At 59.6% G+C, this 24,857-nt stretch carries 23 protein-coding genes and 1 tRNA gene; 14 read left to right on the forward strand and 10 right to left on the reverse strand.

The annotated features are described in order from the left end of the window. Positions 1–51: 51 nt before the first annotated feature. The 3 genes from V6R85_RS09895 (at position 52) to ilvC (ending at position 3,074) form a co-directional block, all read left to right on the forward strand. Complete coding sequence (locus V6R85_RS09895; RefSeq protein ID WP_003507579.1) at positions 52–957, forward strand: AraC family transcriptional regulator; 906 nt, start codon at positions 52–54, stop codon at positions 955–957. Positions 958–1,351: 394 nt separating this feature from the next. Beyond that, the gene (locus V6R85_RS09900; protein WP_003507581.1) at positions 1,352–2,005 is read left to right on the forward strand and encodes a TetR/AcrR family transcriptional regulator; all 654 of its coding nucleotides are present in this window, start codon (positions 1,352–1,354) and stop codon (positions 2,003–2,005) included. A gap of 49 nt (positions 2,006–2,054) precedes the next feature. After that, positions 2,055–3,074 (forward strand): ketol-acid reductoisomerase, encoded by a 1,020-nt coding sequence (gene ilvC / locus V6R85_RS09905; protein ID WP_046798127.1) that lies wholly within the window; start codon positions 2,055–2,057, stop codon positions 3,072–3,074. Positions 3,075–3,245: 171 nt separating this feature from the next. Here the strand turns inward: ilvC and V6R85_RS09910 are convergent, their stop codons facing one another. Next, on the reverse strand, positions 3,246–4,277 hold the full coding sequence (locus V6R85_RS09910) for an endonuclease/exonuclease/phosphatase family protein (protein WP_111834748.1): 1,032 nt from the start codon (positions 4,275–4,277) through the stop codon (positions 3,246–3,248). Positions 4,278–4,384: 107 nt separating this feature from the next. Continuing rightward, the gene (locus V6R85_RS09915) at positions 4,385–4,837 is read right to left on the reverse strand and encodes an RbsD/FucU family protein (protein WP_060726384.1); all 453 of its coding nucleotides are present in this window, start codon (positions 4,835–4,837) and stop codon (positions 4,385–4,387) included. 273 nt (positions 4,838–5,110) lie between these two features. Between V6R85_RS09915 and V6R85_RS09920 the strand changes: the two genes are divergently transcribed. The 5 genes from V6R85_RS09920 to V6R85_RS09940 all read left to right on the forward strand — a co-directional run bounded on the left by V6R85_RS09920 (position 5,111) and on the right by V6R85_RS09940 (position 11,760). After that, positions 5,111–6,355: an aminotransferase-like domain-containing protein gene (locus V6R85_RS09920; protein WP_111834749.1), complete on the forward strand. Its 1,245-nt coding sequence runs from the start codon at positions 5,111–5,113 to the stop codon at positions 6,353–6,355. A 327-nt stretch (positions 6,356–6,682) separates the two neighbouring features. Then, positions 6,683–7,666 carry an ABC transporter substrate-binding protein gene (locus V6R85_RS09925; RefSeq protein WP_060723369.1) on the forward strand — a complete coding sequence of 328 codons (984 nt, stop codon included), beginning with the start codon at positions 6,683–6,685 and terminating at the stop codon, positions 7,664–7,666. 9 nt (positions 7,667–7,675) lie between these two features. Beyond that, positions 7,676–9,370: an ABC transporter permease gene (locus V6R85_RS09930; RefSeq protein WP_111834750.1), complete on the forward strand. Its 1,695-nt coding sequence runs from the start codon at positions 7,676–7,678 to the stop codon at positions 9,368–9,370. Next, complete coding sequence (locus V6R85_RS09935; RefSeq protein WP_111834751.1) at positions 9,358–10,383, forward strand: ATP-binding cassette domain-containing protein; 1,026 nt, start codon at positions 9,358–9,360, stop codon at positions 10,381–10,383. Before V6R85_RS09930 ends, V6R85_RS09935 begins: the two co-directional genes overlap by 13 nt. A 267-nt stretch (positions 10,384–10,650) precedes the next feature. Next, positions 10,651–11,760, forward strand: a complete 1,110-nt coding sequence (locus V6R85_RS09940; RefSeq protein ID WP_111834752.1) for an endonuclease/exonuclease/phosphatase family protein — start codon at positions 10,651–10,653, stop codon at positions 11,758–11,760. A gap of 31 nt (positions 11,761–11,791) precedes the next feature. On the opposite strand, the gene V6R85_RS09945 is transcribed toward V6R85_RS09940, so the two are convergent. Beyond that, positions 11,792–13,531 (reverse strand): GGDEF domain-containing protein, encoded by a 1,740-nt coding sequence (locus tag V6R85_RS09945; protein ID WP_003507597.1) that lies wholly within the window; start codon positions 13,529–13,531, stop codon positions 11,792–11,794. A 212-nt stretch (positions 13,532–13,743) separates the two neighbouring features. Between V6R85_RS09945 and V6R85_RS09950 the strand changes: the two genes are divergently transcribed. Then, a tRNA-Thr gene (locus V6R85_RS09950) sits at positions 13,744–13,819 on the forward strand. Positions 13,820–14,262: 443 nt separating this feature from the next. Here the strand turns inward: V6R85_RS09950 and V6R85_RS09955 are convergent. Next, entirely contained in the window at positions 14,263–15,132 is an 870-nt protein-coding gene (locus tag V6R85_RS09955; RefSeq protein WP_162695556.1) for a hypothetical protein, read from the reverse strand. 90 nt (positions 15,133–15,222) lie between these two features. After that, a complete protein-coding gene (locus tag V6R85_RS09960; RefSeq protein ID WP_003507612.1) occupies positions 15,223–15,576 on the reverse strand; it encodes a nuclear transport factor 2 family protein in 354 nt (117 codons plus the stop codon). Positions 15,577–15,971: 395 nt separating this feature from the next. Here V6R85_RS09960 and V6R85_RS09965 point away from each other — a divergent pair, with 395 nt between their 5' ends. After that, entirely contained in the window at positions 15,972–16,574 is a 603-nt protein-coding gene (locus V6R85_RS09965; protein ID WP_003507613.1) for a J domain-containing protein, read from the forward strand. 7 nt (positions 16,575–16,581) lie between these two features. Here the strand turns inward: V6R85_RS09965 and V6R85_RS09970 are convergent, their stop codons facing one another. Together V6R85_RS09970 and V6R85_RS09975 are read right to left on the reverse strand one after the other, a co-directional pair. Further along, positions 16,582–17,190, reverse strand: coding sequence for a DUF922 domain-containing Zn-dependent protease (locus V6R85_RS09970; RefSeq protein WP_111834753.1), 609 nt, complete (start codon positions 17,188–17,190; stop codon positions 16,582–16,584). Between the two features lie 158 nt (positions 17,191–17,348). After that, entirely contained in the window at positions 17,349–17,804 is a 456-nt protein-coding gene (locus tag V6R85_RS09975) for a PRC-barrel domain-containing protein (protein WP_111834754.1), read from the reverse strand. Between the two features lie 163 nt (positions 17,805–17,967). On the opposite strand from V6R85_RS09975, the gene V6R85_RS09980 reads away from it, so the two are divergent. Continuing rightward, complete coding sequence (locus V6R85_RS09980; RefSeq protein ID WP_111834755.1) at positions 17,968–18,393, forward strand: DUF1801 domain-containing protein; 426 nt, start codon at positions 17,968–17,970, stop codon at positions 18,391–18,393. 27 nt (positions 18,394–18,420) lie between these two features. Here the strand turns inward: V6R85_RS09980 and V6R85_RS09985 are convergent, their stop codons facing one another. Beyond that, a complete protein-coding gene (locus V6R85_RS09985; RefSeq protein WP_111834756.1) occupies positions 18,421–19,389 on the reverse strand; it encodes an alpha/beta hydrolase in 969 nt (322 codons plus the stop codon). A gap of 256 nt (positions 19,390–19,645) precedes the next feature. Between V6R85_RS09985 and V6R85_RS09990 the strand changes: the two genes are divergently transcribed. Then, positions 19,646–20,179, forward strand: coding sequence for a hypothetical protein (locus V6R85_RS09990; protein WP_236775521.1), 534 nt, complete (start codon positions 19,646–19,648; stop codon positions 20,177–20,179). A gap of 19 nt (positions 20,180–20,198) precedes the next feature. Here V6R85_RS09990 and uvrB read toward each other — a convergent pair whose 3' ends face one another. Then, positions 20,199–23,165 carry an excinuclease ABC subunit UvrB gene (gene uvrB / locus V6R85_RS09995; RefSeq protein ID WP_111834779.1) on the reverse strand — a complete coding sequence of 989 codons (2,967 nt, stop codon included), beginning with the start codon at positions 23,163–23,165 and terminating at the stop codon, positions 20,199–20,201. Between the two features lie 266 nt (positions 23,166–23,431). On the opposite strand from uvrB, the gene V6R85_RS10000 reads away from it, so the two are divergent. Both V6R85_RS10000 and V6R85_RS10005 read left to right on the forward strand, forming a co-directional pair. Further along, on the forward strand, positions 23,432–23,785 hold the full coding sequence (locus V6R85_RS10000; protein WP_020009373.1) for a DMT family protein: 354 nt from the start codon (positions 23,432–23,434) through the stop codon (positions 23,783–23,785). A gap of 108 nt (positions 23,786–23,893) precedes the next feature. Continuing rightward, complete coding sequence (locus V6R85_RS10005) at positions 23,894–24,316, forward strand: GNAT family N-acetyltransferase (protein ID WP_003507621.1); 423 nt, start codon at positions 23,894–23,896, stop codon at positions 24,314–24,316. Between the two features lie 117 nt (positions 24,317–24,433). Here V6R85_RS10005 and V6R85_RS10010 read toward each other — a convergent pair whose 3' ends face one another. Further along, positions 24,434–24,817 carry a winged helix-turn-helix transcriptional regulator gene (locus V6R85_RS10010; protein ID WP_003507622.1) on the reverse strand — a complete coding sequence of 128 codons (384 nt, stop codon included), beginning with the start codon at positions 24,815–24,817 and terminating at the stop codon, positions 24,434–24,436. Positions 24,818–24,857: the final 40 nt, after the last annotated feature.

Below are 24,857 nucleotides of genomic sequence, written 5' to 3' on the forward strand. Positions count from 1 at the left end.
TAGATAAATGACATCCGCTGCATTTCCTCCTTCAGTTAAGGGAATTCCCCTATGTCCTTGCCGTTTAATCTCTATCAGGAGATCGCCTCCATCGCCGCGCGATATGCCACAAGCGACGGCGAGGTGCAGACGGCGATCGAATCTCTCGGCATCAGCCGACGCACGACGCCCAGCGCGCCGTGCCACGGCAGCTACCGCCCCTGTTTCGCACTGGTGATCCAGGGATCGAAAAGCGTCCAGCTGGGAACGGACACCATCAATTACGGTGCGGGCGACTATCTCCTGACATCGCTTGACCTGCCGGTTGCCTGGCGCGTGGTGGAGGCGAGCAAGGAGGTTCCGCATTTTTGCATCGCGCTTGCGATCGATAGTGAAAAGCTGCTCGATCTCATGCGGCGCGTGCCTATCGACCCGCCTGCGGAGCCGGCGAACGCGCAGCGCGGCATCGTCGTCAATGCCGCCACGCCGGAGCTGCTCGATGCGGCCATCCGGCTGATGCGCCTGCTCGACCGCCCGGCGGACATTGCGGCAATGGCGCCGCTGATCGAGCAGGAAATCCTCTACCGCATCCTGACCGGACCGGCGGGTGGGCAGCTGATGAACATCATCGCGGCCGGCAGCCACGGCAACCGGATCGCCCGCGCCATTGCCTGGCTGCGCGAGAATTTCGCGCGCCAGCTGCGCGTCGAGGATCTTGCGGAGCATATCGGCATGAGCGTGTCCTCCTTCCATCATCATTTCAAAACGATCACGGCCATGACGCCGGTTCAGTACCAGAAGCAATTGCGCCTGCATGAGGCGCGCCGGCTGATGCTGCTGGAGCGGCTGGATGCGGGCACTGCCGGACATCGCGTCGGTTACCAGAGCCCTTCGCAGTTCAGCCGTGAATATAGCCGCTTCTACGGGCTGTCGCCGTCGCGTGATGTCGATGCCTCGCGTGAAATTGTGGCGGGGTAGAAGGGACTGTCCATTCATAGCGGGTCGATGGCGCGTCGGACTTACCCCCCTCTGCCCTGCCGGGCATCTCCCCCACAAGGAGGGAGATCGGCAAGCGGCTTTGGCGTCGCTTCATTCTCTACCATTGCGATGGGCGAAGCTTAGCCGCATATCGATCTCCCCACCTGTGGGGGAGATGCCCGGCAGGGCAGAGGGGGGTAAGTCCCACGCGCCATCGGACACGCTACGAACGCATAACCCCCTGGAGCCCCCCGCTCCCATTCACACTGCGCAACAGCGCGTCAATTTTCGTCCTCCTCTCAAGAATCCGCTTGACCGGACAGCTGCCTCCGCTTAAATGGCGCTCGAACCGTACCGTACGGTACATTAATCGAGCCCCTGGAGTGGAAAAGACTTGGCTTCCGACCCGATCACAGCGCAGGAATTTTCGCCGCGCCAGAACGCCGTTCTGGATCAGGCATTGCGTCTATTGGTCGAGGGCGGCGAGAAAGCGCTCACCACATCCGGTCTGGCGCGTGCGGCCAACTGTTCCAAGGAAAGCCTCTACAAGTGGTTCGGTGATCGCGATGGCCTGCTGGCAGCAATGATCACCTTTCAGCAAAGCAAGGTCCGCACCTTCGAAAAGGCGGGCGACCGCGTGTCTGCGCCGCAGCTTGCCGATCACCTCGAGGTTTTCGCGCATGATCTGCTTGATGTGCTGGCGGGCGACGTGTCGCTGGCGCTCAACCGTCTGGCGATAGGGCAGGCGAGCCGTGACGGTTCGAAGCTAGGCGATCTGCTGCTGGAACGCGGCCGTCGCCAGATCGACCGCCGCGCCCGCGGGCTGATCGAGGCGGGTCGCCGTTCGGGTTACCTGCGTTTCGATGATGCCGAGGAGGCATATCGCAGTTTTTACGGTCTCATCGTTTCGGATCTGCATGTGCGCATGCTGCTGGGCGAGGCGCCGGACAAGGATTTTTCCGCCCGGGCGAAGAAGGCGGTCGTCGCCTTTCTGACCCTCTACGGCACGGAAAAGGTACATTCGGAACTCAGCGGCAAACCCGCCTGAGATTCCGGTTCAGACAACTGAGAGACAAGCATTAGGGAAGGACCATAAAATGCGCGTTTATTATGATCGTGATGCCGATCTCAATCTCATCAAGTCCAAGAATGTCGTCATCGTCGGTTACGGCTCCCAGGGCCGCGCCCATGCGCTGAACCTCAAGGATTCCGGCGCCAAGAACGTCGTTATTGCTTTGAAGGCCGGTTCGCCGACCGTCAAGAAGGCGGAAGCCGACGGCTTCAAGGTCATGACCGTTGCTGAAGCCGCCAAGTGGGGCGACCTTTTGATGATGGCGACGCCTGACGAATTGCAGGCCGACATCTACAAGGCCGACATTGCCGGCAACATCCGTGACGGTGCGGCGATTGCTTTCGCACACGGCCTCAACGTTCACTTCGGCCTCATCGAGCCAAAGGCTTCACTCGACGTTGTCATGATCGCACCGAAGGGCCCCGGGCACACGGTTCGCGGCGAATACCAGAAGGGCGGCGGCGTGCCCTGCCTCGTTGCCGTTCACCAGAACGCTTCCGGCAACGCACTTGAACTCGCTCTCTCCTACGCCTGCGGCGTTGGCGGCGGCCGTTCTGGCATCATCGAAACCAACTTCAAGGAAGAGTGCGAAACCGACCTCTTCGGCGAACAGGTCGTTCTGTGCGGCGGTCTCGTTGAACTCATCCGCGCTGGTTTCGAAACACTGGTCGAAGCCGGTTACGCACCGGAAATGGCCTATTTCGAATGCCTGCACGAAGTGAAGCTGATCGTTGACCTGATCTATGAAGGCGGCATCGCCAACATGAACTACTCGATCTCCAACACGGCCGAGTGGGGCGAATACGTCACCGGTCCGCGCATCATCACCGCCGACACCAAGGCTGAAATGAAGCGCGTTCTGCACGACATCCAGACTGGCAAGTTCACCTCCGAGTGGATGCAGGAATGGAAGGCCGGCGGCGCCCGCTTCAAGGGCATTCGTCGCAACAACGACGCCCACCAGATCGAAGAAGTCGGCGCAAAGCTGCGCGGCATGATGCCGTGGATCGGCAAAAACAAGCTGGTCGACAAGGCTGTGAACTAAGCGTCTCGCCGATCCTCGCTTTTCGTCCGCACGCCTGCGGCGATGCGGGTATCGGCAAGAACAAGCTGGTCGACAAGGCCGTCAACTAAGCTTCATTGCTTGGCGGAAGATAAGGAGGCCGGGGCGAACGCTCCGGCCTTTTCTGTATTGTCCGGCTGAGAGGGCTCCCGGTCACACGATCGCGTCGTCTTCCTCGATAACCACCGAAACCGGGAAGTGATCGGAAAATCCGCCGAGATTGACGTTTTTGACCGCATCGCCTTTCGAAAGACCGAAGCGGATCGATCCCTCGTTCTTGCTATGGCTGACCATGGCGGCAATCGCTTCGATTTTCGCGGTTTCCTCGTGCACCTTGAAGCCGCTGCTGCCGCTCAGAAGTGATCGGGAGACGAGGATCTGATCGAAGATATTGGCATCTCCGTTAAAATAGAGCGTGCCGTAGATCGTTCTTGCCGTGCCGACGGAATCCACCACCGGCTGGCGCAGATAATTCCAGGTGAGATTGTAGAACATGGCCGATTGCGAGCTTTCGACATCGTCGCGCTCGCGGGTGGAATTGGCGTGATAGCGCAGCGATGCATCGGAAGGGTCGTCGTTGAAATCGCCGAAAGCGATGACGGCGATGTCGTTGCCTTTCTCTTCCCTAATCCGCTGGTGCCAGTAACCCAGCGTTTCACCGGCGGTCATGCGAAAACCGGCGCTTTCCACCGCGCCGCCCGAGCGCGACGGCCAGTGATTGGAGAGCGCGATAAGCTGGCGGCCGCCCCTGGTGATGAAGGTGCATTGGGTAATGTCGCGTGTGCCGGTGCGGCGCATCACGAAATGGCTGAAAATCTCGTTTTCGTTGATCAGCAGCTTTTTGCTGTCGTAGATGAAGGCGGTGTCGATGCCGCGCTGGTCCTTGCTGGAATCGGCGTGCACGACGCGATAGGCGCGGGCGGGCATGAGGTCGTTCAGATGTTCCGCCAGCGTCTCCAGCACGAAACGGTTCTCGACTTCGCACACACCGAGCAGATCCGGTCCCGCACCGCCGATCTGACTTATGATCAGACCGAGCTGCCTGACCTTGGTCCTGAACAGGTCCTCTGTCCAGCCTTTCAGATCGTTCTTCAGCCGCTCGGCAATCCACGGCTCGCGCGCCGGATAGCCCTCCGGCGCAAACAGGTTTTCGACATTCCAGAACGCCAGGACATATTGGGTCATGATCCGCACACCTCCGGTTGGTTTTTCAAGCCTAGTGGAAGTTTTTGCCACAACAACTTGAAATTGTCATGAAGGCCGGCGGCTGGCGAATTTTCCGGTTCCCGGCCTTATTCGGCCGGCGGAATGACACCCTTCGTCAGCAGGAAGCAGCCATAGAACCGGGTTTCGCCTGTTGTGATGACGCAATAGGCCTGTTTGGCTTTTTCGTAGAAGGCGAAGCGTTCGATGCCGTACATGGGGGCGGATTTTCCTTCCGCCGCGTCGATTTCCTTCTGCACCTCGGCCTGCACCGGCTCCAGCTGATCGGGCGCGCCCATCACTTCCATGCGACCGACCGAGGGCTGCAGCGGCGTGTCGAGCGGCAGGACGGACAGGATGGCTTTCATGGCGCGGGCTGCAGAGACATTGTCGATATGCAGCACCTTGCCGACAGTCGTCTGGCGGGCAACCGAATCGGAAGGGAAGTTGGTGTCGGAGATCACCAGCGTATCGCCGTGACCCATGGCGCGCAGCGCGTGCAGAACGTCGGCGTTCAGCGCCGGGTCGATATTTTTCAGCATGTCGTCAAACTCCCATGATGCTTTCGCCGCGTTGCGGCGCGCGCGCAATCCAGCCGGAAAACCATGTCGCGTCAATCGCAAAGGTGTGATTGTGAAGCTTTGCGCAAGGGTGTATTTGGCTTTGTCCGCAAAATCGGGCCTCAAGAGGGGCCGGTTGCGGACAATGTGCAGGGAGGCAGAAATAATTCGAAAAACTGATAAGTCAGTATTGCTGACGTATCGACATTTCTGTAAAGATGCACGCATAAAAACGACACAAGAGGAAACGTACCCATGCTTGATTGGGAACAAATTTTCGCCACGCGCTCTTCGCGCATGAAAGCATCTGAAATTCGCGAACTGCTGAAGCTGCTCGAGCAGCCCGATATCATCTCCTTTGCCGGCGGCATTCCGGACCCGGCTCTTTTCCCCGCAGAGGAATTCCAGCAGGCTTACGCGGAAATTTTTTCCGGCGCGCAGGTCAATGCAGCGCTGCAATATTCGGTGAGCGAAGGTTACAAGCCGCTGCGCGAATGGCTGGCCGGCGAGATGGACAAGATCGGCATCGAATGCACTGCCGATAACGTCTTCATCGTTTCCGGTTCGCAGCAGGGTCTCGATTATCTCGGCAAGCTGTTCCTGTCGCCGAAGGATACGGCGCTGGTCACCTGGCCGACCTATCTCGGCGCCCTTTCCGCCTTCAACGCCTATGAGCCGAATTACGACCAGCTGAACCCCGGCGGCAACCGCACGCCCGAGGCATACCGCGAAACCGCGGCCAAGCTCGGCGGCGCGGTGAAGTTCGCTTATCTCTCGGCCGATTTCTCCAATCCGACCGGGGAAACCGTCGATCTGGCCGGCCGCGAAAAGGTTCTGGCGCTGGCCGACGAGCTTGATATCGCCGTCATCGAAGACGCCGCTTACCAGTCGCTGCGTTACGATGGCGAGGCTGTTCCGCCGATCATGGCGCTCGATATCGCCCGCTCGGGCGGCATCGAGAATACCCGCACCATCTATTGCGGCAGTTTCTCCAAGACGCTCGCACCCGGCCTTCGCGTCGGCTACATCGTCGCGTCTGCGCCTGTTATCCGCAAGCTGGTGCTGATGAAGCAGGCCGCCGACCTGCATTCCTCTACAATCAACCAGATCGCCATCGAACGGGTCGCCTCGCGCGGCTTCGACAAACAGGTTGCCAAGATCAAGGCTGCTTACAGCGCCCGCCGTGATGCGATGCTGGCCGCACTCGACAAATATATGCCGAAGGGCACGCGCTGGACGAAGCCGGAAGGTGGCATGTTCATCTGGGTGACCCTACCGGAAGGCATGGATGGGGCCGCACTGCTGGCAAAGTCCATCGCTACGGAAAAGGTCGCCTTCGTTCCTGGCCGCGCTTTCTTCGCGGATGGTTCCGGCACGAATACGCTGCGTATCAGCTTCTCCTGCGCTAACGAGGCGATGATCGAGGAAGGCATGAAGCGGCTTGGGCGGTTGATCGCGACCGCGCAGGCAACTACGGGCGAGGTGGTTCCGGCGATTTGAGTGACTTTCCGGCAGTTACAGAGGTTGCGGCTTCACCCCCCTCTGCCCTGCCGGGCATCTCCCCCTCAAGGGGGGAGATCGATTTGCGGCAAGGTTTCGCCTATCTCAACGCTTTAGAATGAAGTGGCAGGCGAGCGTCTTGCCGATCTCCCCCCTTGAGGGGGAGATGCCCGGCAGGGCAGAGGGGGGCAAGCCGCAAGCGCCAAGGAGCATTGTTACTCTCAATCCCGACGAACCCTAGGGATTACACCTCTAAAATCCTGCCTGTCACATACATGTTATGCAATCATGTTTTAGCGGTCCCACCGAACAACAGGGACTGGACCCATGAAAACGCTGCTCTCCGCTTTCACCGCCATCGTATCGCTCGGCTTCATCGCCACAGCCGCCAATGCCGCCGATCTGGTGCTTTATACCAGCCAGCCGAACGAGGACGCGCAGGCGACCGTTGATGGTTTCAAGGCCGCCAATCCGGGTCTCGAAGTTGAATGGGTGCGTGACGGGACGCCGAAGATCATGGCCAAGCTGATGGCCGAGATCAATGCCGGCAATCCGGTTGCCGACGTGCTGCTGATCGCCGACACGGTAACGCTGGAGCGCATGAAGCAGGCCGGCCAGCTTCTGGCTCACAAGTCCCCTGAAGCCAAGAATATCGATGCCTCGCTCTATGATGCGGATGGCTTCTATTATTCCACCAAGCTCATCACGACAGGCATCATGTATAATACCGCTGCCGCGATGAAGCCGACCAGCTGGAAGGATCTGGCGAAGGCGGAAGCCAAGGGTCTCGTGACGATGCCGAGCCCGCTGACCTCGGGTGCCGCGCTGATCCATGCGCAGACGATCGCCGCCGTTAAGGACCTCGGCTGGGATTATTACAAGCAGCTGAAGGCCAATGAAGCCATTGCCGGCGGCGGCAACGGCGCGGTCCTGAAGTCCGTCGCATCGGGCGAAAAGGCCTATGGCGTGGTCGTCGACTACATGCCGATCCGCGAAAAGGCCAAGGGCGCGCCGGTCGAGTTCGTCTTCCCGGAAGAGGGCGTTTCTGCTGTCACCGAGCCGGTCGCGATCATCAAGGGCACCAAGCACGAGGAAGCGGCGAAGAAGTTCGTTGACTACGTGCTTTCCGAAAAGGGCCAGCAGGGCTTCGTCAAGCTCGGTTACATTCCCGCGCGCGCCGACGCCGGCATGCCGGAAGGTTTCCCGGCCCGCGACAAGCTCAAGGTTCTGCCGCTCAACGCCGCCGATGCGTTGAAGAACTCCGAACAGGACCTGAAGACCTTCTCCGATATCTTCGGCTCTAAGGGCTGATAAAGCGGAATGACCCGTTCCAATGCCTATGGAAGCAGCCAGCCGCGCTGGCTGTTTCCTTTTGTGGTCAGCGTTGTTTTTGCGCTGAGCGCCCTGCCGCTCGGGCGGCTCGCCTATACCGGCATCATTTCGTCACTCAATGGTGACATATGGCGACTTCTGGCCGATCCGGCCCTGTGGGATGCGGCGCTGAACACGCTTTCCACCTCGTTTTTCGGCATGCTGATTTCGCTTGGCATCGGCGGTGCCTTTGCGCTTTCGCTGACGCTCTGCGACATACGCGGCAAGTCGATCTTGAGCTTCCTGTTCATGCTGCCGATGATGATCCCGCCGCAGGTGACGGCGCTGTCGTGGATCGGCATGACCGGCCCGTCGAGCACGCTGTTGAAGGCCATCGGCCTTGCGCCGGCAATGGGTTCGCCGCAGCCGCTTTATTCCACTGCCGGCATCGCGCTGTTGCTCGGCGTGCAGCATGCGCCGCTCGTCTATCTGTCGCTGCGCGCGGGCCTGCTGGCCTTGCCACAGGATGGTATCGAGGCCGCCAAGCTCTCGGGTGCTGCACCGCGCCGTGTGTTGTTCGATATTATCCTGCCGCTTTCGACACCGGGATTGATCGCCGGGGCGGCGATTTCCTTCGTGTCCAATGTCGGCAATTTCGGCATTCCGGCGATCCTCGGCATTCCCGCCTCGATCTTTACCCTGCCGACGCTGATCTATAGCCGTTTCGCCAGTTTCGGCACCAGCACCTTCGGCGATATCGCCATTCTCTCCACCATGATCGCCATCATTTCCGTGGCCGGGCTTGCTTTGCAGGAACGGGCGATGAAGGGCAGGGACTATCGCATCATCGGCCTTTCCGGCAAGGCGGCGACTTTTGGGCTGGCGCGGTGGCGGGTGCCGGCGGAGCTTGCCCTGTGGCTCGTGTTGTTCTTCATGCTGGTGGCGCCGCTTGCGGCACTGGTGGCAAGTTCGCTCGCGCCCGCCTATGGCGTGCCGCTCAGCCTCAAGACCGCGACACTGCATGCCTATGAGGAACTGCTTTACCGGCAGAGCGTGACCCGCACGGCCTTCCGTAATTCGCTGTTTCTGGCGACTGCCACATCACTTTGCCTGCTGGCGGTGACGGTGCTGACGGCCTACTTCCTCGTGCGCGGCAAGAGCCGCTTCATGTTCCTGCTCTCGGCGCTGGTGGATATTCCCTATGCGCTTCCGGGCGTGGTTATTTCCGTTTCCTTCGTGCTGCTTTTCGCGGCCCCGATCCCGCTCCTCGGCGTGACGCTCTACGGCACGATCTGGATCATCCTGCTCGCCTATTTCTCCTCCTTCTTTGCGGTCAGCCTGAAACCGATGGTCAGCGCCTTCCTGCAATTCGATCCATCGCTGGAAGAGGCGGCGCGGCTGTCCGGCGCGGGTTTCTGGCGGCGGCTCAAGGATATAATCCTGCCGCTGGTCGGGCCGGCGGCAGGCGCTTCCGTCATTCTCGTTTTCCTGATCGCCTGCAATGAACTGACGGTCTCGGCGCTGCTGTGGTCGGCTGGCACACAGACGCTCGGTGTCCTCATCTACAACCTCGATGACAGCGGCAGCTTCGATCTCGCGTCGGCGCTTTCGGTGCTCGTTGTCATCATGGTGATTTTTCTCATGCTGCTGCTCGAAATTCTGGGGCGCTATCTGCCGAAAGGAGTCGTCCCGTGGCGAAATTGATTCTCAACCGCCTGTCGAAAAGTTTTGGTGCGGGGTCGAAGCCCGCCGTTGACGATGTGTCGCTGACGGTGCGTGATGGCGGTTTCCTGGCGCTGCTCGGACCTTCCGGTTGCGGCAAGACGACGGTGCTGCGCATGATCGCCGGGTTCGAACAGCCGACTGATGGTTCCATCCTGCTCGGCGAGCGGGTGCTGGCCGATGCCGGCAGCATGGTGCCGCCGGAGCGGCGCAACATGGCGATGGTGTTCCAGTCCTATGCGCTGTGGCCGCATATGTCGGTCGCCGACAATGCCGGTTATCCCTTGAAGGTGCGCGGCATTTCGGGGGAGAAATATCGCGAGAAGGTGCGACAGGCGCTGGCCGCCGTTCGCCTCGAAAGCTTTGCCGATCGCCGCCCCGCCGAATTGTCCGGCGGGCAGCGGCAGCGTGTGGCGCTCGCCCGCTGCCTCGTCACCGAGCCCGATGTGGTGCTGCTTGACGAACCGCTCGCCAATCTCGACCGCCATCTGCGGCAGGAGATGGAGGAGACCTTCCGCGAGTTTCACGCACGCTCCGGCGCGACGATGATCTATGTCACCCATGACCAGGCCGAAGCCATGGCGCTCGCAACTGATGTCGCGGTCATGTCGCATGGCAAGCTGCTGCAGGTCGCGCCGCCGGCGGAGCTTTATGCTCGGCCGGAGGGCAGGCTTGTCGGTTCTCTGGTGGGGCAGGGGGCGATCCTGACGGTGCCCTTGCGGGAAGGCCCTTCGCGGGATCTCGACTGGCCGGGGCTTCGTGCGACGATGGAGAGCGGAGCAGCGTCGCAGATGGATATTCTGGTGCGGCCGCAGGATGTGGTGCGGGATTCTGAGGGGATTACCTGCACCGTCACCTCGGTTCTTTACGAGGGCGAGCGTTATGCCCTGCGTCTCGATCTGCCGGACGGGCAGGCGATCAGGGCCTATTCACGGGAAGCGGTTGCGATCGGTGATCGGTTGCCGGTCGCCATTCGTGCAGCGTGGCGGCTTTAGCCTGAAAATGACGTCTCCTCATCCCTGTGCTTGTCACAGGGATCCAGCCAGCCCAAGTCTTTGGGCTGAAAGGACTCTCCCCGCCGCGCGGACGCGCATCGGCCGGATTCCTGTGACAAGCACAGGGATGAGGATGGATGATGTACTGGCGCACGGAGTCCTGACGGCACCTCTGTGGGCCAATCTGGTCAAACGCGATGTGTTTCAGGCTACTGGCGATGCGGTGCGACACCGGCTAAGGTTTCCCCGCAGCAATAGGATTGATTCATGTCGCTTCGACTTGCCACCTTCAATATCGAAAATCTCCTCACCCGTTTCGATTTCACCGGCTTTCGCAACCAGACGCGGCGCGACAGGGCGATCCAGCTTTTCGATATCAGGGATGAGGCAACCTATCAGGCGCTGGAAAGCGCGCGGATGGTCTCGTCCACCGACGATACGCGGCAGCTTTCGGCGCTCGCCATCGCCGATGCGGATGCCGACATTCTCTGTCTGCAGGAAGTCGACAACATGGCTGCGCTGCAGGCCTTCGAATATGGCTATCTCTACCGCATGGTCGGTAATGGCTACCTGCAGAAATATCTGGTCGAGGGTAATGATAGTCGCGGTATCGATGTCGCCGTCGTCATGCGCGAGGAAACGCGGGACGGCGACAAGATCGAGGTGGTCGATATCAAGAGCCATGCGGCGCTGACCTATCGCAATCTCGATCTCTTCAATCCTGCGCTGGCCGCCACAAACCAGATCGATGACAAGATTTTCAAACGGGATTGTCTGGAAATCGATTTGAGGATCGGCGGCAAACCGCTGACGCTCTACGTCACGCATTTCAAATCCATGACCAATTCCCGCGATCCGGTCGATGCGCGGCTTGCCACCATGCCGATCCGCGAGGCGGAGGCCATGGCCGTTCGCCGCATCATTGAAAACCGTTGGTGTGTCGGCAATAGCCGCAACAAGAACTTCGCGATCTGCGGTGATATGAACGACTATCAGGAGCGTATTGCGATTTCCGGCGACCGGCGCAGCGGCTACAGCTTTGCGCCGATCGAGGAGGAGCGCAGCGCGCTTGATGTTTTTACGGCCGATGATTTCGTGGTCAATCCGATGATGCGCCGTGACGTCATGGACCGCTGGACGCTTTATCATTCCCGCGGCCCTCAGGAGCAGCATCTGTGCCAGCTCGACTATATCTGGCTTTCGCCGCGTCTGGCGGAGACGAACGCCACGCATGTGCCCGAAATCATTCGCAATGGACAGCCTTTCCGGACGGTATTCCCGCCGGGGCAGGAGGTCGAACGTTATCCGCGCACCGGTTGGGATCGTCCGAAGGCTTCCGATCATTGCCCCGTGGTCATGACGCTGGATCTGATCTAGGCGAGGCGAAACCTGCCGCCGGCAATGTCGCTCAGCCGTTCGCGACCTTGGGGAAATAGGTTGCCCAGACCCGGTTGCGGCCCGCGCGCTTGGCCTCGTAAAGCCGGTCGTCGGCAATGGCGATCAACTCGTCCCAGCTGTTGATCGCACGTGCTTCCTGCCAGACCACGCCGAAACTTGCCGTCAGGGACAGGCCGCTCTGCTCATCGATGATCTGGGCCTCGATCAGGCGGCGAAGGCGGTCGGCGGTGGCCGTCGCCGTGGCGTGGCTGACATCCTGCAGCACAACGACGAATTCCTCACCGCCATATCGGGCAAGAATGTCGTCCTTGCGCAATGCGCCCTTCAAAAGGCTCGCCGTTTTCTGCAGCGCGAGGTCGCCCATGGCGTGGCCGTATCGGTCGTTGATCGACTTGAAGTGGTCGATATCGACAATCATCACGCCCAGCGCCGGACATTGCTCGTTGCCGCTGAGGATGGTGCGAACGGCCTTTTCCAGTGCGCGGCGATTGAAGACGCCCGTCAGGGCGTCGGTTTCGGAGAGCTTGCGCAGCTGCTCGGCCAGCGCTCGCTGCTGGTCCTCCATTTCTCCTTTCTGGCGAAGCTGTTCGCGCAGGAAATCAAGTTCCTGGAACATCTTCTTCACTTCCGGAGCGACGCCATCCTTATAGTGTGCCTCGGAAAGATCGCCTGCCGCTATCGCGGCGATCTGCGTCCGGACGGACTGCATGGGCTGGAACAGCGCTGTCTTGTAGACCGATGTGAGGCGAAGCAGGACCAGAACCGCAATGAAGGCGATTAACAGAGACGCTGCGCCATAGATGAGCGCTTCCTGCTTCTTCTTTTCGATTCTCGCCCGGGTTTCGGCAAGAATGAGGTCACGCAGCTTGTCCGACGACCGCATGCCCTGAATGTAGCTTTCGGAAAACTCACGCACGCTTGGGCGCGCAGACGGCACGACGATGGCAATCGTATTCTGCGCATAGCGAAGCGCCTGACCGAAATAATAGGCCTCAAACTCACGAAATGCGGTGTCCAGACGCGGGGTCGAGAGATAGGCGGCCGTATAGTTCCACAATGATGACTTCACCAGCATCAGGCTTTGCATCTCGGTGTCGAACTTTGCGCGATAGCTTAACCTGTCCTGCCGGTTTGCCTGCATGCTCATGATGACATAGGAACCGAGGCGGCCGATCCTGTCGCGCATCACGCCGGCGGTGCCGGTCATGGCGATGTCGATCGCCACGTCAGGCGTCTTTGTTATGATGGCGCGCGCAGCCCTGCCGCGAAGCAGGTTGACACTGTCCGCCGCCTTGAACATCGACTGAATGGCGTTGGCCATGGCGCTGTAGCTGCGTGCTTCAGGCGAAAGGGCAGCAACGTCGTCCACCGCCTCTCGCGAATCCGCCAGCTTCTGGCGGGTTTCGGCAAGCGATTTCGCCAAGCCGGGTTGCGCTTTAATTTCCTCGGCGAAGGAGGTCTCGACCTGGGATAACTTGTCGTCCGTCGCCTTGCGCGCCGCGGCGAGGGCTTCGACCAGGCTTGCGTCCACGGCAGACGACGCCATCAGATTGTTGGCAGGACCGCGCTCTGCCGAAACCAGCCAGGCGGACTGGAGCGCGGTTTCAAAGCGGCCAAGCTGCTGCGCATTCGTCCGGTAACGCAGATAGTTGGAGACGCTGGGCAGCGCGGCAAGGGTAGCCAGCAGGATGGAGCTTACGGCAATGATGATCGTGCCTGTCAGCTGGATTTTCTGTATGCTCGCGCGCATCTGATGCGTTATTCTCGCTGGAATGGTTATGGTTCATGGCCATTCTATCTCCGCCGCGTAAATACTTCGCTTATTTTATGGGCCTTCTGCTTTAATAGTGATCATGCGGACAAGCGGGCCGTCGCGGTGTGGAAAAGCAACCGACTGACGGCCTGCCGACAGTTTTTGCTTTACACCAAGTCAGAATCTGATAGTTGGCAAGGCACTGGCTTGCCCTTGTAGCTCAGTTGGTAGAGCACCTGATTTGTAATCAGGGGGTCACGAGTTCGAACCTTGTCGGGGGCACCAGTTTTCTCATTGTTTATCAATGTTTTATCTTGTCGTTCAAAATCATCCATTTGCTGCGCGGCGCATTTTACATTCCGTCGCCAGCGCGTTTCCTTGCGCCATGATGACGTGAAGCCGCTTGGCGTTCAGTTCTGTCCGAATGAATTCACCAAGACGCCCCAAGCAAGAAAGACAAGAATTTCGAGCGGGGCGCGGGCACGGTTTTCGCCAGGGAAAGCAAGTTTTTCGATTGGCGGGCGCGGCGGATACGACAGCCGCAGATGAAGCGGAGCGGCGGGGCTGCGTCAAAAAGACCGCGCATATGAAGTTGTTGCAGCAGCAGTTTTGAGGTAGCGCTCCTCACGACAGATAGTGTCAAGTAACAGCCTGGAAATATGCAAATGATGGATTGGGATTGGGTAGACTGGTTCCCTATAGTCGTCTTTCCGCTCAAGATTCTCGTGTTAGGCACGGGCATGTTCTTCGCCATTAAGTGGCACCACGATCAAGCGAAGAACGAAAAGAAAAACGGCGGATCGTAAGCGCCCGCCGAATATGTCCTTGGTGCCTCGGATTGGTCGGCCGATCCAGTGATGCGGCGACAATTCGCCCAACAGGGCGACGGGATTGCCGCTTAGTCTGGGGCGCGAGACAGGCCCCTTTATTGCCTGGTCTTTCAGGATGATTGTAAAGCCTGCGGGTTTAAGCATATTGTTCAGCGATAAGTTGAGCAACAGCGGGCGCTTCCAATGGATGCATACGGTCATTTGCGGATATTGGTTAGCCTCATCCTCGGCCTTGCAATCACCAGAGTGTTGTCTGGTCTTTCCAGAAGGCTGCAGGAGCCGCAAAAAACCGATCGCATGCACGCGCAGATCGTCTGGTCGATTGTCCTGCTTCTTGGAGCGGTCCACTTCTGGTGGTGGGAGTTTGCCCTGCGGCTCATCCATAACTGGAATTTCTGGATCTACATCTTCGTTCTCGTTTACACGTCGCTCTTCTTTTTGATGTCGACGCTGCTTTATCCCGATCACATTCAGGAGTTGTCCGAGCGGGAAAGTTTTTTCGTGCGCAGGCGGCATGCGTTTTTTGCCTTGTTTGCCGCGTCGTTCGTCTTCGATCTGATGGACACCTACATTAAGGGGAGGGAACACTTTGAACAGCTCGGGCCATGGTATCTGGCAAGGATAGTCGGCGGCCTGCTGATTGCTGTTGTGGCAATGAGAACCGATAGCAGCCGCAAAATTATGTGGCTCGGTGTTGTCTGGCTCTTCGTTAACGCGCTCTGGATAACGGCGATCTACAGCGATCTGTTTTAGTTCTTCCAGCGGCAAAGCAACCAGAATCGCAATTATGGCCCGTCGCTGAGAGTAGAACGCGAGCGGGCAGAAGCGCACAATGCGGGGTGGCGGTTTTAAAGATCCCTATGGCTTTACGTGATAAAGCTTGTGCACGATCGACCAGTTGCCGTCGCGTTCCAGCAGGGACAAATATTCATAAAAATCCATGCCGTCGAAACGGGTCGTCAGCTTAACCGAGGCGCTGTCGCCCTCCTTGTCGATACCCATGATTTCGAAAGCGGGATCATGATCGGGGAGGCCGCGTTCGCTTTTGCGCATGTGGTCAACAAAGTCCTCCAGGGATAACCATTCGATTTCGCCTTCGAAGGTTCCGACGATGCTGGCGCGCGGGTCGAAAACGTCACGCATCAGGCTTTCATCCGCATAGGCCATGGCATGGATGTAGTCCGTGACGGTCTGGGTAATGGTTTGCGGCATCGGATCGTCCTCCCTCAAGATCCAAAAGCCAAGCTTACACCCGTTGGCGAGGTTCCACCATAACCTCCTGAAAACGCGCCGGTAACGCTTTTCTTCAGGATGGTTTTGGGCCGGCTGCGGCAAATGCGGTGCTGCAGGGGCGGCATGTTTTGCCGCCGCTTTCCACAATTTTGTCCTGCCCGTCATTATAGTCGCCTTGGGTCCGACAAATTTCGGCCTCAAGGGCTTTCCGCCGGTCGTCCTGCCGCCTGCGGCAAGGCTTTTGTGTGGGCTTTGCCGGTTTAACCGCCGGGGCGGGGTGCCGTGCCGGGCGGATTTGGCCTATGATCCACTCGCAGGCCTTATGAGGGTGGCATCAGGTGTGCGGGTAACAGTTTGCGTTTGAAGGTGTTTTTGTGATTGATCCCTATGTTTTGCTTGGCGTGGAGCGCGATGCCGACGAGGCGGCGATCAAATCGGCTTACCGCAAGGTGGCCAAGGCCGCCCATCCCGACAGCGGTGGCGATGCCGAGCAGTTCGCGCGCCTGCAAACCGCCTATGAGCTTCTGAAGGATCCGGTGCGCCGCAAGGTGTTCGACGATACCGGCTATGATCCGCAGCTTGCCGACGCCAAGGACCTGAAGGGCCTGCTGATGCTGGAAACGCTGGTCAATGAGTTCATTCTGGACGAACGCGAGCCCGGCAGTTTCGACCCCGTGGCCGCCATGCGCCGCAAGCTGACCGATGATATTCTGAAAAGCCGTTTCCATATTCTCGAACTGGAACGGCACCGCACCCGGGTTCGCAAACATATGGACCGTCTTGGCCGCAAGCCGGAAACCGATGTGCTGAGTTCCATGCTGCGCGCCCGCAGCCAGTCCATCGCTGAAGCGATCCGCAACGCCGAAGCTCAGATCGAGGCGATCGAACAGGCCTATACGATGCTCGAGGGCTATTCCTACGAGCTGGAAAGCGTGATGCTGGCCGAGCCCTTGCTGAAAGGCGAGGCGGCGGAGTAAGCGCCCGTCACGGACCGTTGACGAGGGCGAGAATGAGCTGGTGCACCCGTCCGCCCGGGGAAAGCTCGTCGCGGTCGAAATCGCGGCCGCGCTGGCGCTGTTCGTTGGAAAGCTCGCCCAGCCGCTGCTGCAGCACGACGCGTACCTTCTGGCATTTGGGATCGTTTTCCGCCCTCAGGCCGGTGCTGAAGGCCTCGATCTTTTTCACCATGTCGAGGATGTGTTCGCCATGGACGCGCTCATGGGTTTCCACGCCGGAAATGAAGGTCTTCCAGCTGGCGGCGACGGCGGGCGGCAGATTGGCCGGCGCTTTCGGCCAGGTATAGATGATGGTGAGATTGGGCCTTGCTGTGGCGAGAATACAGGCACCATCCGGCTGCGGGCGGTAATCGCGCCGCCATGTCAGCCTGAAGGTGGTGTGGGCAATGGCCTGCACGCCGGCAGTGGGGCCGCGCTCGCCGATCGACTGGTAAAGCGCACCACCCGAATTACCGCTGATGGCATAGGTCTTTATCTGCTCGGCGGGTTTCCAGCCGGCGGACTGCGCTGACAGCGGAAGGGCGCTCAGCAACAGGGCGGTGCTGACGGAAAGGGAAAAAAGACTATGGGCGGGCACGCATCGATCCTTGGTGGTTTGCGCGCCGAAGATAGGCGAGGGGCATGCGGTCAGGCAAGGGGATGTGGGCGAGGATCGCCGGCTCCTGCGCGGAATAATCCACACGAAAACCCCCGCGCCTCGGCGCGGGGGAGACAAGTGTACGACTGCAGGGGTAATCAGTCGTCCAGCTTGTCGTAATCGAGCTTGGGTGCGTTCTGCAGTGCGTCCTTGGTGGTGTCGACATAGGCCTTCCAGGTGCCGTTGTCGTTGTGGACGGCGACGGAGGCCGGATCGAGCACCACATAGCTCTTGTCGATGCCGAGAAAGCCGCCGACGCTGGCGACAAGGCCGATCACCGACTTGCCGTCGCTGATGACGACATCTTCGATTTCGCCGATGTTTTCGTTCTGGGCGTTATAGATGTCCATGCCGTCAAGCTGGGAGGCGGTGAGATCGGTCTTCTGGACATTGACGAACTTCAGCGGGCCGCTGGCCTTGGTGCCCATGGTGATGCCGGGGCCGGACAAAGTGGCATCCGCGCCGGCAGCAGGAGCCGTGGTTGCCGTCTGGGCAAAAGCCACGGAAGAGGAGAGCGCTGCTGCGGCAGCGAGAGCGATGACATTGATTTTCATGATGTTTCTTCCCTTTGTATGCTGAACGTTGCGTTCGGGGAAGAAACGGTGAAGGGCGAATTTGGTTCCGCATGGGAGCGCAGGAAATTTTGGTCTATGCTGAAAACCGGAACAGATGTGCAGCAGGCCGGGAGCGGCGGCGCGGCGAAATCGGGAGGGTATCATGGCAAAAACTGTGACGGAGAAAGCTGCGGAAGAGGCTGCGGCGTCCGAGATCATCGACCGGAAAATTGCGGAGCTGGGCGACTGGCGCGGCGAGACGCTTGCGCATATCCGGGCGGTGATCAGGACGGCCGATCCCGAGGTTATCGAAGAGGTGAAATGGCGCGGCGTGCCGGTCTGGTCGCATGCCGGTATTCTCTGCACGGGTGAAACCTACAAAAGCGCCGTGAAGATGACATTTGCGAAGGGCGCTTCGCTGGAGGACCCCGCGGGGCTGTTCAATTCAAGTCTGGAGGGCAATACCCGGCGGGCGATCGATTTTCACGAGGGAGATGTCGTGGATGAGAAGGCGCTGGCGGCGCTGATCCGGGCGGCGGTGGCGTTGAATGTGGCGGTGGCAAGCGGGAAGAAACGGGCCGGAAAGTGATGAAACCGGTGGTGGGAGGGCGATGCCTCAGTCCCGGGCTATGTCTGCGGCCTTGTCCCACTCCCCATCGATAAACTTCAGTGCATCGATGATCGAAACTTTCCATACCGACCAGACGTGATCGCCGTCGGTGACCCGCAGTTCGGATTTGCGCTTGTCGGCCTGCAGCGTCTCATGCAGGGCGATTGCGCCGCGCCAGAGGAAGAAGCCGTCATCGTCGCCAACGGTCAGATAGGTGGCGGGCAGATCCTGACTTTCGGCGACATGCTGCGCCACGAGGGTGAAGACGTTCTTTTCGTTAAAGAGCCTTGCATCGAAAGGCGTGCCGAAGGCGCCGGAGAAATGATCGCCGGTTGAGGGCAGCACGATGCCGCTTGTAACGGTGGCGCGGTCAACCCGGTGAAAGAAAGCACTGTCCTGAATGAGCTTAAGTTCGGCAGGTGTCTTGTCGAGATCGGCGGCAGGGACATTCTGCCAGATGGCGCCCGACAGGCTGGCGACGGCGCCATAGAGGTCCTCGTGGCCATAGGCGAGATGCAGGGCGCCGAAGCCGCCCATGGAGAGGCCGGCAATGGCGCGGCCTTCCCGATCTTTCCGCACCGGCAGTGTTTTTTCGATCTGGTGGCGCAGATCGCCGGTCAGGGCGGTTTCGTAATCGCCGGGACCGCCCACGGCGGCGGAATCCACATACCAGCTGTTCTTGACACCGGGCATGACGACGACAAGCGGGCGTATGGCGCCGGCCTCGATGAGCGTATCGAGCGTCTTTTCGATATTGCCGAGATCGCGCCAGCTATTCTGGTCACCATCATGGCCGTGCAGGAGGTAGAGCACCGGCCAGCCGTTTTCCGGTGGAGCGCCATCCGGGCGGTAGATATTGACGGGAAGCGGCGCGTTGAGGGCCGCGCTGTGGAAGGTGGCATCCTCGATCTGGCCGGCAAAGCTCGGGGTGCAGGAGAGGAAAAGGTATGAGAGCGCCAGATTTCTGAGATGCATGCCGTGTCTCCATGCTGGTTGCCATTCCATAAGGGCGGTCAACGTTCAAGGGAACCGTGAGTTCCGGAAGACGTAACTCTGCTGCAATGTCATTCCCTCACATCTGCGGACCGGTATGACGGTCTCAGTTCCGGGAAGGATTGTTCCCGCCAAGGCCATTGCGCGCATTTGACAATTTTGGATTTAAAACATGGTGACATTGATATTATCGCGTTTCACACGCTCGCTTATTTTACTTTTTCTCCTTACCGGCTGTATGACCACGCCCATCTCGAGTATTCCCAAGCTGATGCGGCTCGACTTTCTGACGATGAATTTCGAGCATGTGCGTGTAGGGCTGCAGCTTCCTGCCCATCTGTCATTGGGTTCCGGTGATGCGGTGATGATTATTCGCAGCGTTACAGACGGCGTAAAGGGCGAGACTGTCGAGACGTTTGCGTTGATCGAGGATAAGGACGCCGCCGCCCGCGCGCAGTTCCACGCGGAAAAGCGGGAGGGAACCGCCACAAGCGTGTGGAGAATAAAGCCTGAGGAGGTTTCAAGGCTTGCAACATTGCAGGAGAAGGTGCGCCTTTCCCGCATCGAGAGGCCGCGCATCAGGGGGAGTACGGAGATCGAGATATTGCGCGCCTGTGTCACAGGCGTTCTCCCGACCGGCCCGGTCTATTTCTCGACTTACATCAAGCCTGCGGAAAATGAAGACTACATTGCCATGACCGTGGATGCGGATCTGACGAAAGTGTTTGGTGCGGGCCAGGTCGCGGCGCGGATCAGACAGTGCGAAAACTGATCGCCGTTGCCGGGGCGCGTTAGCGCCCCGGTCGGCCCGTCTTGCCCTTCGTCCGGCTTTTGCGCTTCTGCTCGCCGGCGTCTTCATAGGACCCCGCGCCGATCTTGCCACGCACCAGTGGTCGCGGATCATCGGTAGCACGCTCCGGCTGGCCTTCCATGAGCGGTGAGAAGCGTTTGCCGGATTCGGTCTCGGGCTTGTCTGGTACTGCGCTGCGCACGGGCTTTTCGGTTCTGCCCACGGTCATCTCGTCCAGCGTGTTCCTGCGGAACAGCGGTTTTCCCGCATCTGAGCCGGGGCCCATTTCATCCAGTGAGGGTTTGGTGAAAAGGGATTTGCCGCTTTCGTTCGGCGCGGCGCCCGCCTCCGTCCTGCCGGATGTCTCCCCCTCAGGCGGGGAGATCGACAAGTGGCTGCGTCTGTTGTTTTTTCCGCCGCCTTCGATGGCGCGGGCCTCTTCCTTCGCCATGGGGTCGTCCATGGTGGCGAGTTCGGCGGCCTTGAGGCGTTTGATTTCGTCGCGCAGGCGGGCGGCCTTTTCGAAGTCCAGATCTGCTGCGGCGTCGCGCATGGATTTTTCCAGCGCGTTGAGATGGGACTGCAGATTGTTGCCGACCAGATGGCCGCCATCGGCGAAGCCCTTGCCGGAAGCGCCTGATATATCGGCCCTTACGTGGTCGCGCTCATAAACAGAATCAAGAATATCCGAGATTTTCGCCTTGACCGATTCCGGCGTGATGCCGTGTTCGGCGTTATAGGCCATCTGCTTTTCGCGGCGGCGGGAGGTTTCCTCCATCGCCCGCTTCATCGAGCCGGTGATGTTGTCGGCGTAAAGGATGACCTTGCCGTCGACGTTACGGGCGGCGCGGCCGATTGTCTGGATCAGTGAGGTTTCGGAGCGCAGGAAGCCTTCCTTGTCGGCATCGAGGATCGCCACAAAACCACATTCGGGAATATCGAGACCTTCGCGCAGAAGGTTGATGCCAACAAGCACGTCGAAAGCACCGAGGCGCAGGTCGCGGATGATCTCGATGCGCTCCAGCGTGTCGATATCCGAGTGCATGTAGCGGACGCGAACGCCCTGTTCGTGCAGATATTCGGTCAGGTCCTCGGCCATGCGCTTCGTCAGCACGGTGCAGAGCGTGCGGTAACCCTTGGCGGCGGTCTCGCGGATTTCGCCGAGAACGTCGTCCACCTGGCTGCGGGCGGAACGCACCTCCACCGGCGGATCGATGAGGCCTGTCGGGCGGATGACCTGTTCGGCAAAGACGCCGCCGGCCTGTTCCATTTCCCATGAGCCGGGGGTGGCCGAAACCGCGACCGTCAGCGGCCGCATCGCATCCCATTCCTCAAAGCGCAGCGGGCGGTTATCCATGCAGGAGGGCAGGCGGAAGCCATATTCGGCCAGCGTCGCCTTGCGCCTGAAGTCGCCGCGATACATGCCGCCGATCTGGCTGACCGAAACGTGGCTTTCGTCGATGAACAGCAGCGCGTTGTCGGGGATATATTCGAACAGCGTCGGCGGCGGCTCGCCGGGATTGCGGCCGGTGAGATAACGCGAATAGTTCTCGATGCCGGCGCAGGAGCCGGTCGCCTCCAGCATCTCGATATCGTAGCGGGTGCGCTGCTCAAGCCGCTGGGCTTCCAGCAGTCGCCCGGCCTTTTCCAGTTCGGCGAGGCGGACTTTCAGCTCTTCCTTGATCGACTTGATCGCACCGTTCAGTGTCGGGCGCGGGGTGACATAGTGCGAATTGGCGTAAATCTTGACGGATTGCAGATCGCCGGTTTTCTGGCCCGTCAGCGGGTCGAATTCGGTGATGGAATCGATCTCGTCGCCGAACATTGAGATGCGCCAGGCGGCATCCTCAAGGTGGGCGGGGAAGATTTCGATGGTATCGCCGCGCACGCGGAACGAACCGCGCTGGAAATCCATGTCGCGGCGCTTGTATTGCTGGGCCACAAGGTCGGCCAGAAGCTGGCGCTGGTCCAGCCGGTCGCCGACCTGCATCTGGAAGGTCATGGCGGTGTAGGTTTCCACCGAGCCGATACCGTAGATGCAGGAGACGGAGGCGACGATGATGCAGTCATCGCGTTCCAGCAGTGAGCGGGTGGCGGAGTGGCGCATCCGGTCGATCTGCTCGTTGATCGAGGATTCTTTCTCGATGAAGGTGTCGGAGCGCGGCACATAGGCTTCCGGCTGGTAATAATCGTAGTAGGAGACGAAATATTCCACCGCATTGTCGGGGAAGAAGTTCTTGAACTCGGAATAGAGCTGCGCGGCCAGCGTCTTGTTGGGGGCAAGGATGACGGCCGGGCGCTGCGTCGCCTCGATCACCTTGGCCATGGTGAAGGTCTTGCCGGAGCCGGTGACGCCGAGCAGGACCTGGCTGCGCTCGCCGGAATTGATGCCTTCCACGAGGTCGTTGATGGCCGTCGGCTGGTCGCCGGCGGGCTGGTACTCCGAGTCCATGCGGATGGTAACGCCGCCTTCGGATTTCGGCGGCCGGGCCGGGCGGTGCGGCGTCCACAACTTGCCGTCCTTGAACAGCGGATTGCCGCTTTCGATCAGCTTCGACAGCGCGTCCACCGTTGCGGTGACGGCGCCCGGCGCGAGGTTGGCGGCATCCTCCAGCGATACGTCCATACCGGCGACCGGATTGAGGCCGGCGGCGGCGCGGGTTTTCGGATCGCTCGATGCGCCGATGGAAACACCGCGCGCGGTCTTGGAGGCCGTGGTGTTCTTGGCCGTCTTCGAGGCGGCCTTCTCCGCGTCCTTGCGTGCTTCGATCTCGATCTTCTTGCGGTGCTTGCCCGCCTTTGAGGCGATTTCGCGCTGGGTTTCCACGGAGGATGCCTCCGCTTCCGCCTCGAGCTGCTTCACCCAATCGGAGACGCTGCCGCTGAGCGGCGCACCTTCGAATGACGATTGCGGAGCTTCCTCGAAGCCCGAGGGCGAGGAGGTGGAGTTTTTCGGTGATCTGGCCATGGGCGAAATATGGAGGTAGTCACGCACAAAGTGAAGGGGATGCTGCGAAAAAATGAGTACAAAAAGGAAACGAAGCGTGCGGAACAAAATTCGGCCGGATGCGTTGCGTAGCGGCTGAAAACAGCTTTGCTAAAATCTGCAGAAAATCGATTCCGGTTTTCGGGCGGATGCGCTAGAGCAAATCCATACGGGCAGAATGACGTTTACCTTCAGACTGCTTTTTATACTGCATTTCATGACATCCCTCCCTTTTTCCAGGACCCATCATGCCGTTCTCAATCAGCCCTGCCCACATCTGGCCTGTCCTGATGCTTATCGCCTCCAATATTTTCATGACCTTCGCCTGGTACGGCCATCTCAAGCACAAGGGCAGCGCGCTCTTCCTGGCTATTGTCGCCAGCTGGGGTATCGCGTTCTTCGAATATGTGCTGGCCGTTCCCGCCAACCGCATAGGTTCGGAGGTCTATTCCACCGCGCAGCTCAAGACCATTCAGGAAGTCATCACGCTCGCGGTCTTCGCGCTGTTTTCGATCTTCTGGCTGAAGGAAAGCATCACCATCAATCACGTGATCGGTTTTGCGCTGATCGCCTTCGGCGCTTCCTTCATTTTCCGCTCCTGAAGACAAACGAAAGAGACCGGCGCTTTGCCGGCCCGAAACCAGTCGCAACGGGTATGAGGTGATGTATCGATGAAAATACGCCCTGCAAGAGTTGACGACGCGACGGGAATGGCGGCGGTCCAGAACGAGATATTCTCGGCCGGCCTCCGAAAAGCGCCGACGGATATTACGGCGGTGCTGGAGAATTATATCCAGCACACCGATCGTATCGAGTGCTCGGTCGCCGAGGATGAGGACGGGCGCATTATGGGGTTCCAGTCGCTGCGTTATGCGCGGGCAGACAATCCCTATGGCGTGGCGGAAGGCTGGGGCATCATCGGCACCCATGTCAGCCCGCAGGCGGCGCGAAGAGGAGTAGGATCCGCCCTCTTCGCGGCAACGCGAAGGGCGGCAGAGGCGCGGGGCCTCAAGAATATCGATGCCAGCATCGGCGCGGACAACATGCTCGGGCAGGGTTATTACGACGCCATGGGCTTCACGACCTATCGCCAGCCGGAAGGGCTGGTCTGCAAGGTCTACCGGCTGGGCTAGGGCACGTCCGGTTTAAACGGAAGCGTCGGACGTGCTCCATCTCTTTGTTTATCGCATTATCCGGACGTAAAACCGCTACGCACTTTTACTGGAAATGCTCTGGATGCCTGCTTCCTGTCAGCTGCGATTGTCGTTTTCGGAATATTGCAGCCGCGCCTTGCAGATACGGACGTGGTTCTCATCGGCCCATTGCACCAGCAATTGCATCGGCACCAGAAACGAACGGCCGAGATTGGTCAGTTCGTATTCCACGCGCGGCGGTACCTGCGCATAAAGCGTGCGGCGAATGAAACCGTCTTCCTCAAGCCGCTTCAACGTACGCGACAACATCTGCTTGGAAATATCGTCGATCTTGCGGTTCAATTCGTTGAAACGCAGCACGCCGCCCTGAAGCGCTTCCAGAACCAGCAGGCTCCATTGATCGCCGATACGATCCAGCACGTCGCGTATGGGGCAGGGCTGGTCGAAGACGAAGATTTCTTTGGTTTGCATATCCGGCATTTTGCCTCGCCCTTTCCATTTTCTTACCCCTTCAGGTCAT

This window comes from Agrobacterium sp. CCNWLW32 (assembly GCF_037083425.1).
Lineage (GTDB): Bacteria > Pseudomonadota > Alphaproteobacteria > Rhizobiales > Rhizobiaceae > Agrobacterium > Agrobacterium radiobacter.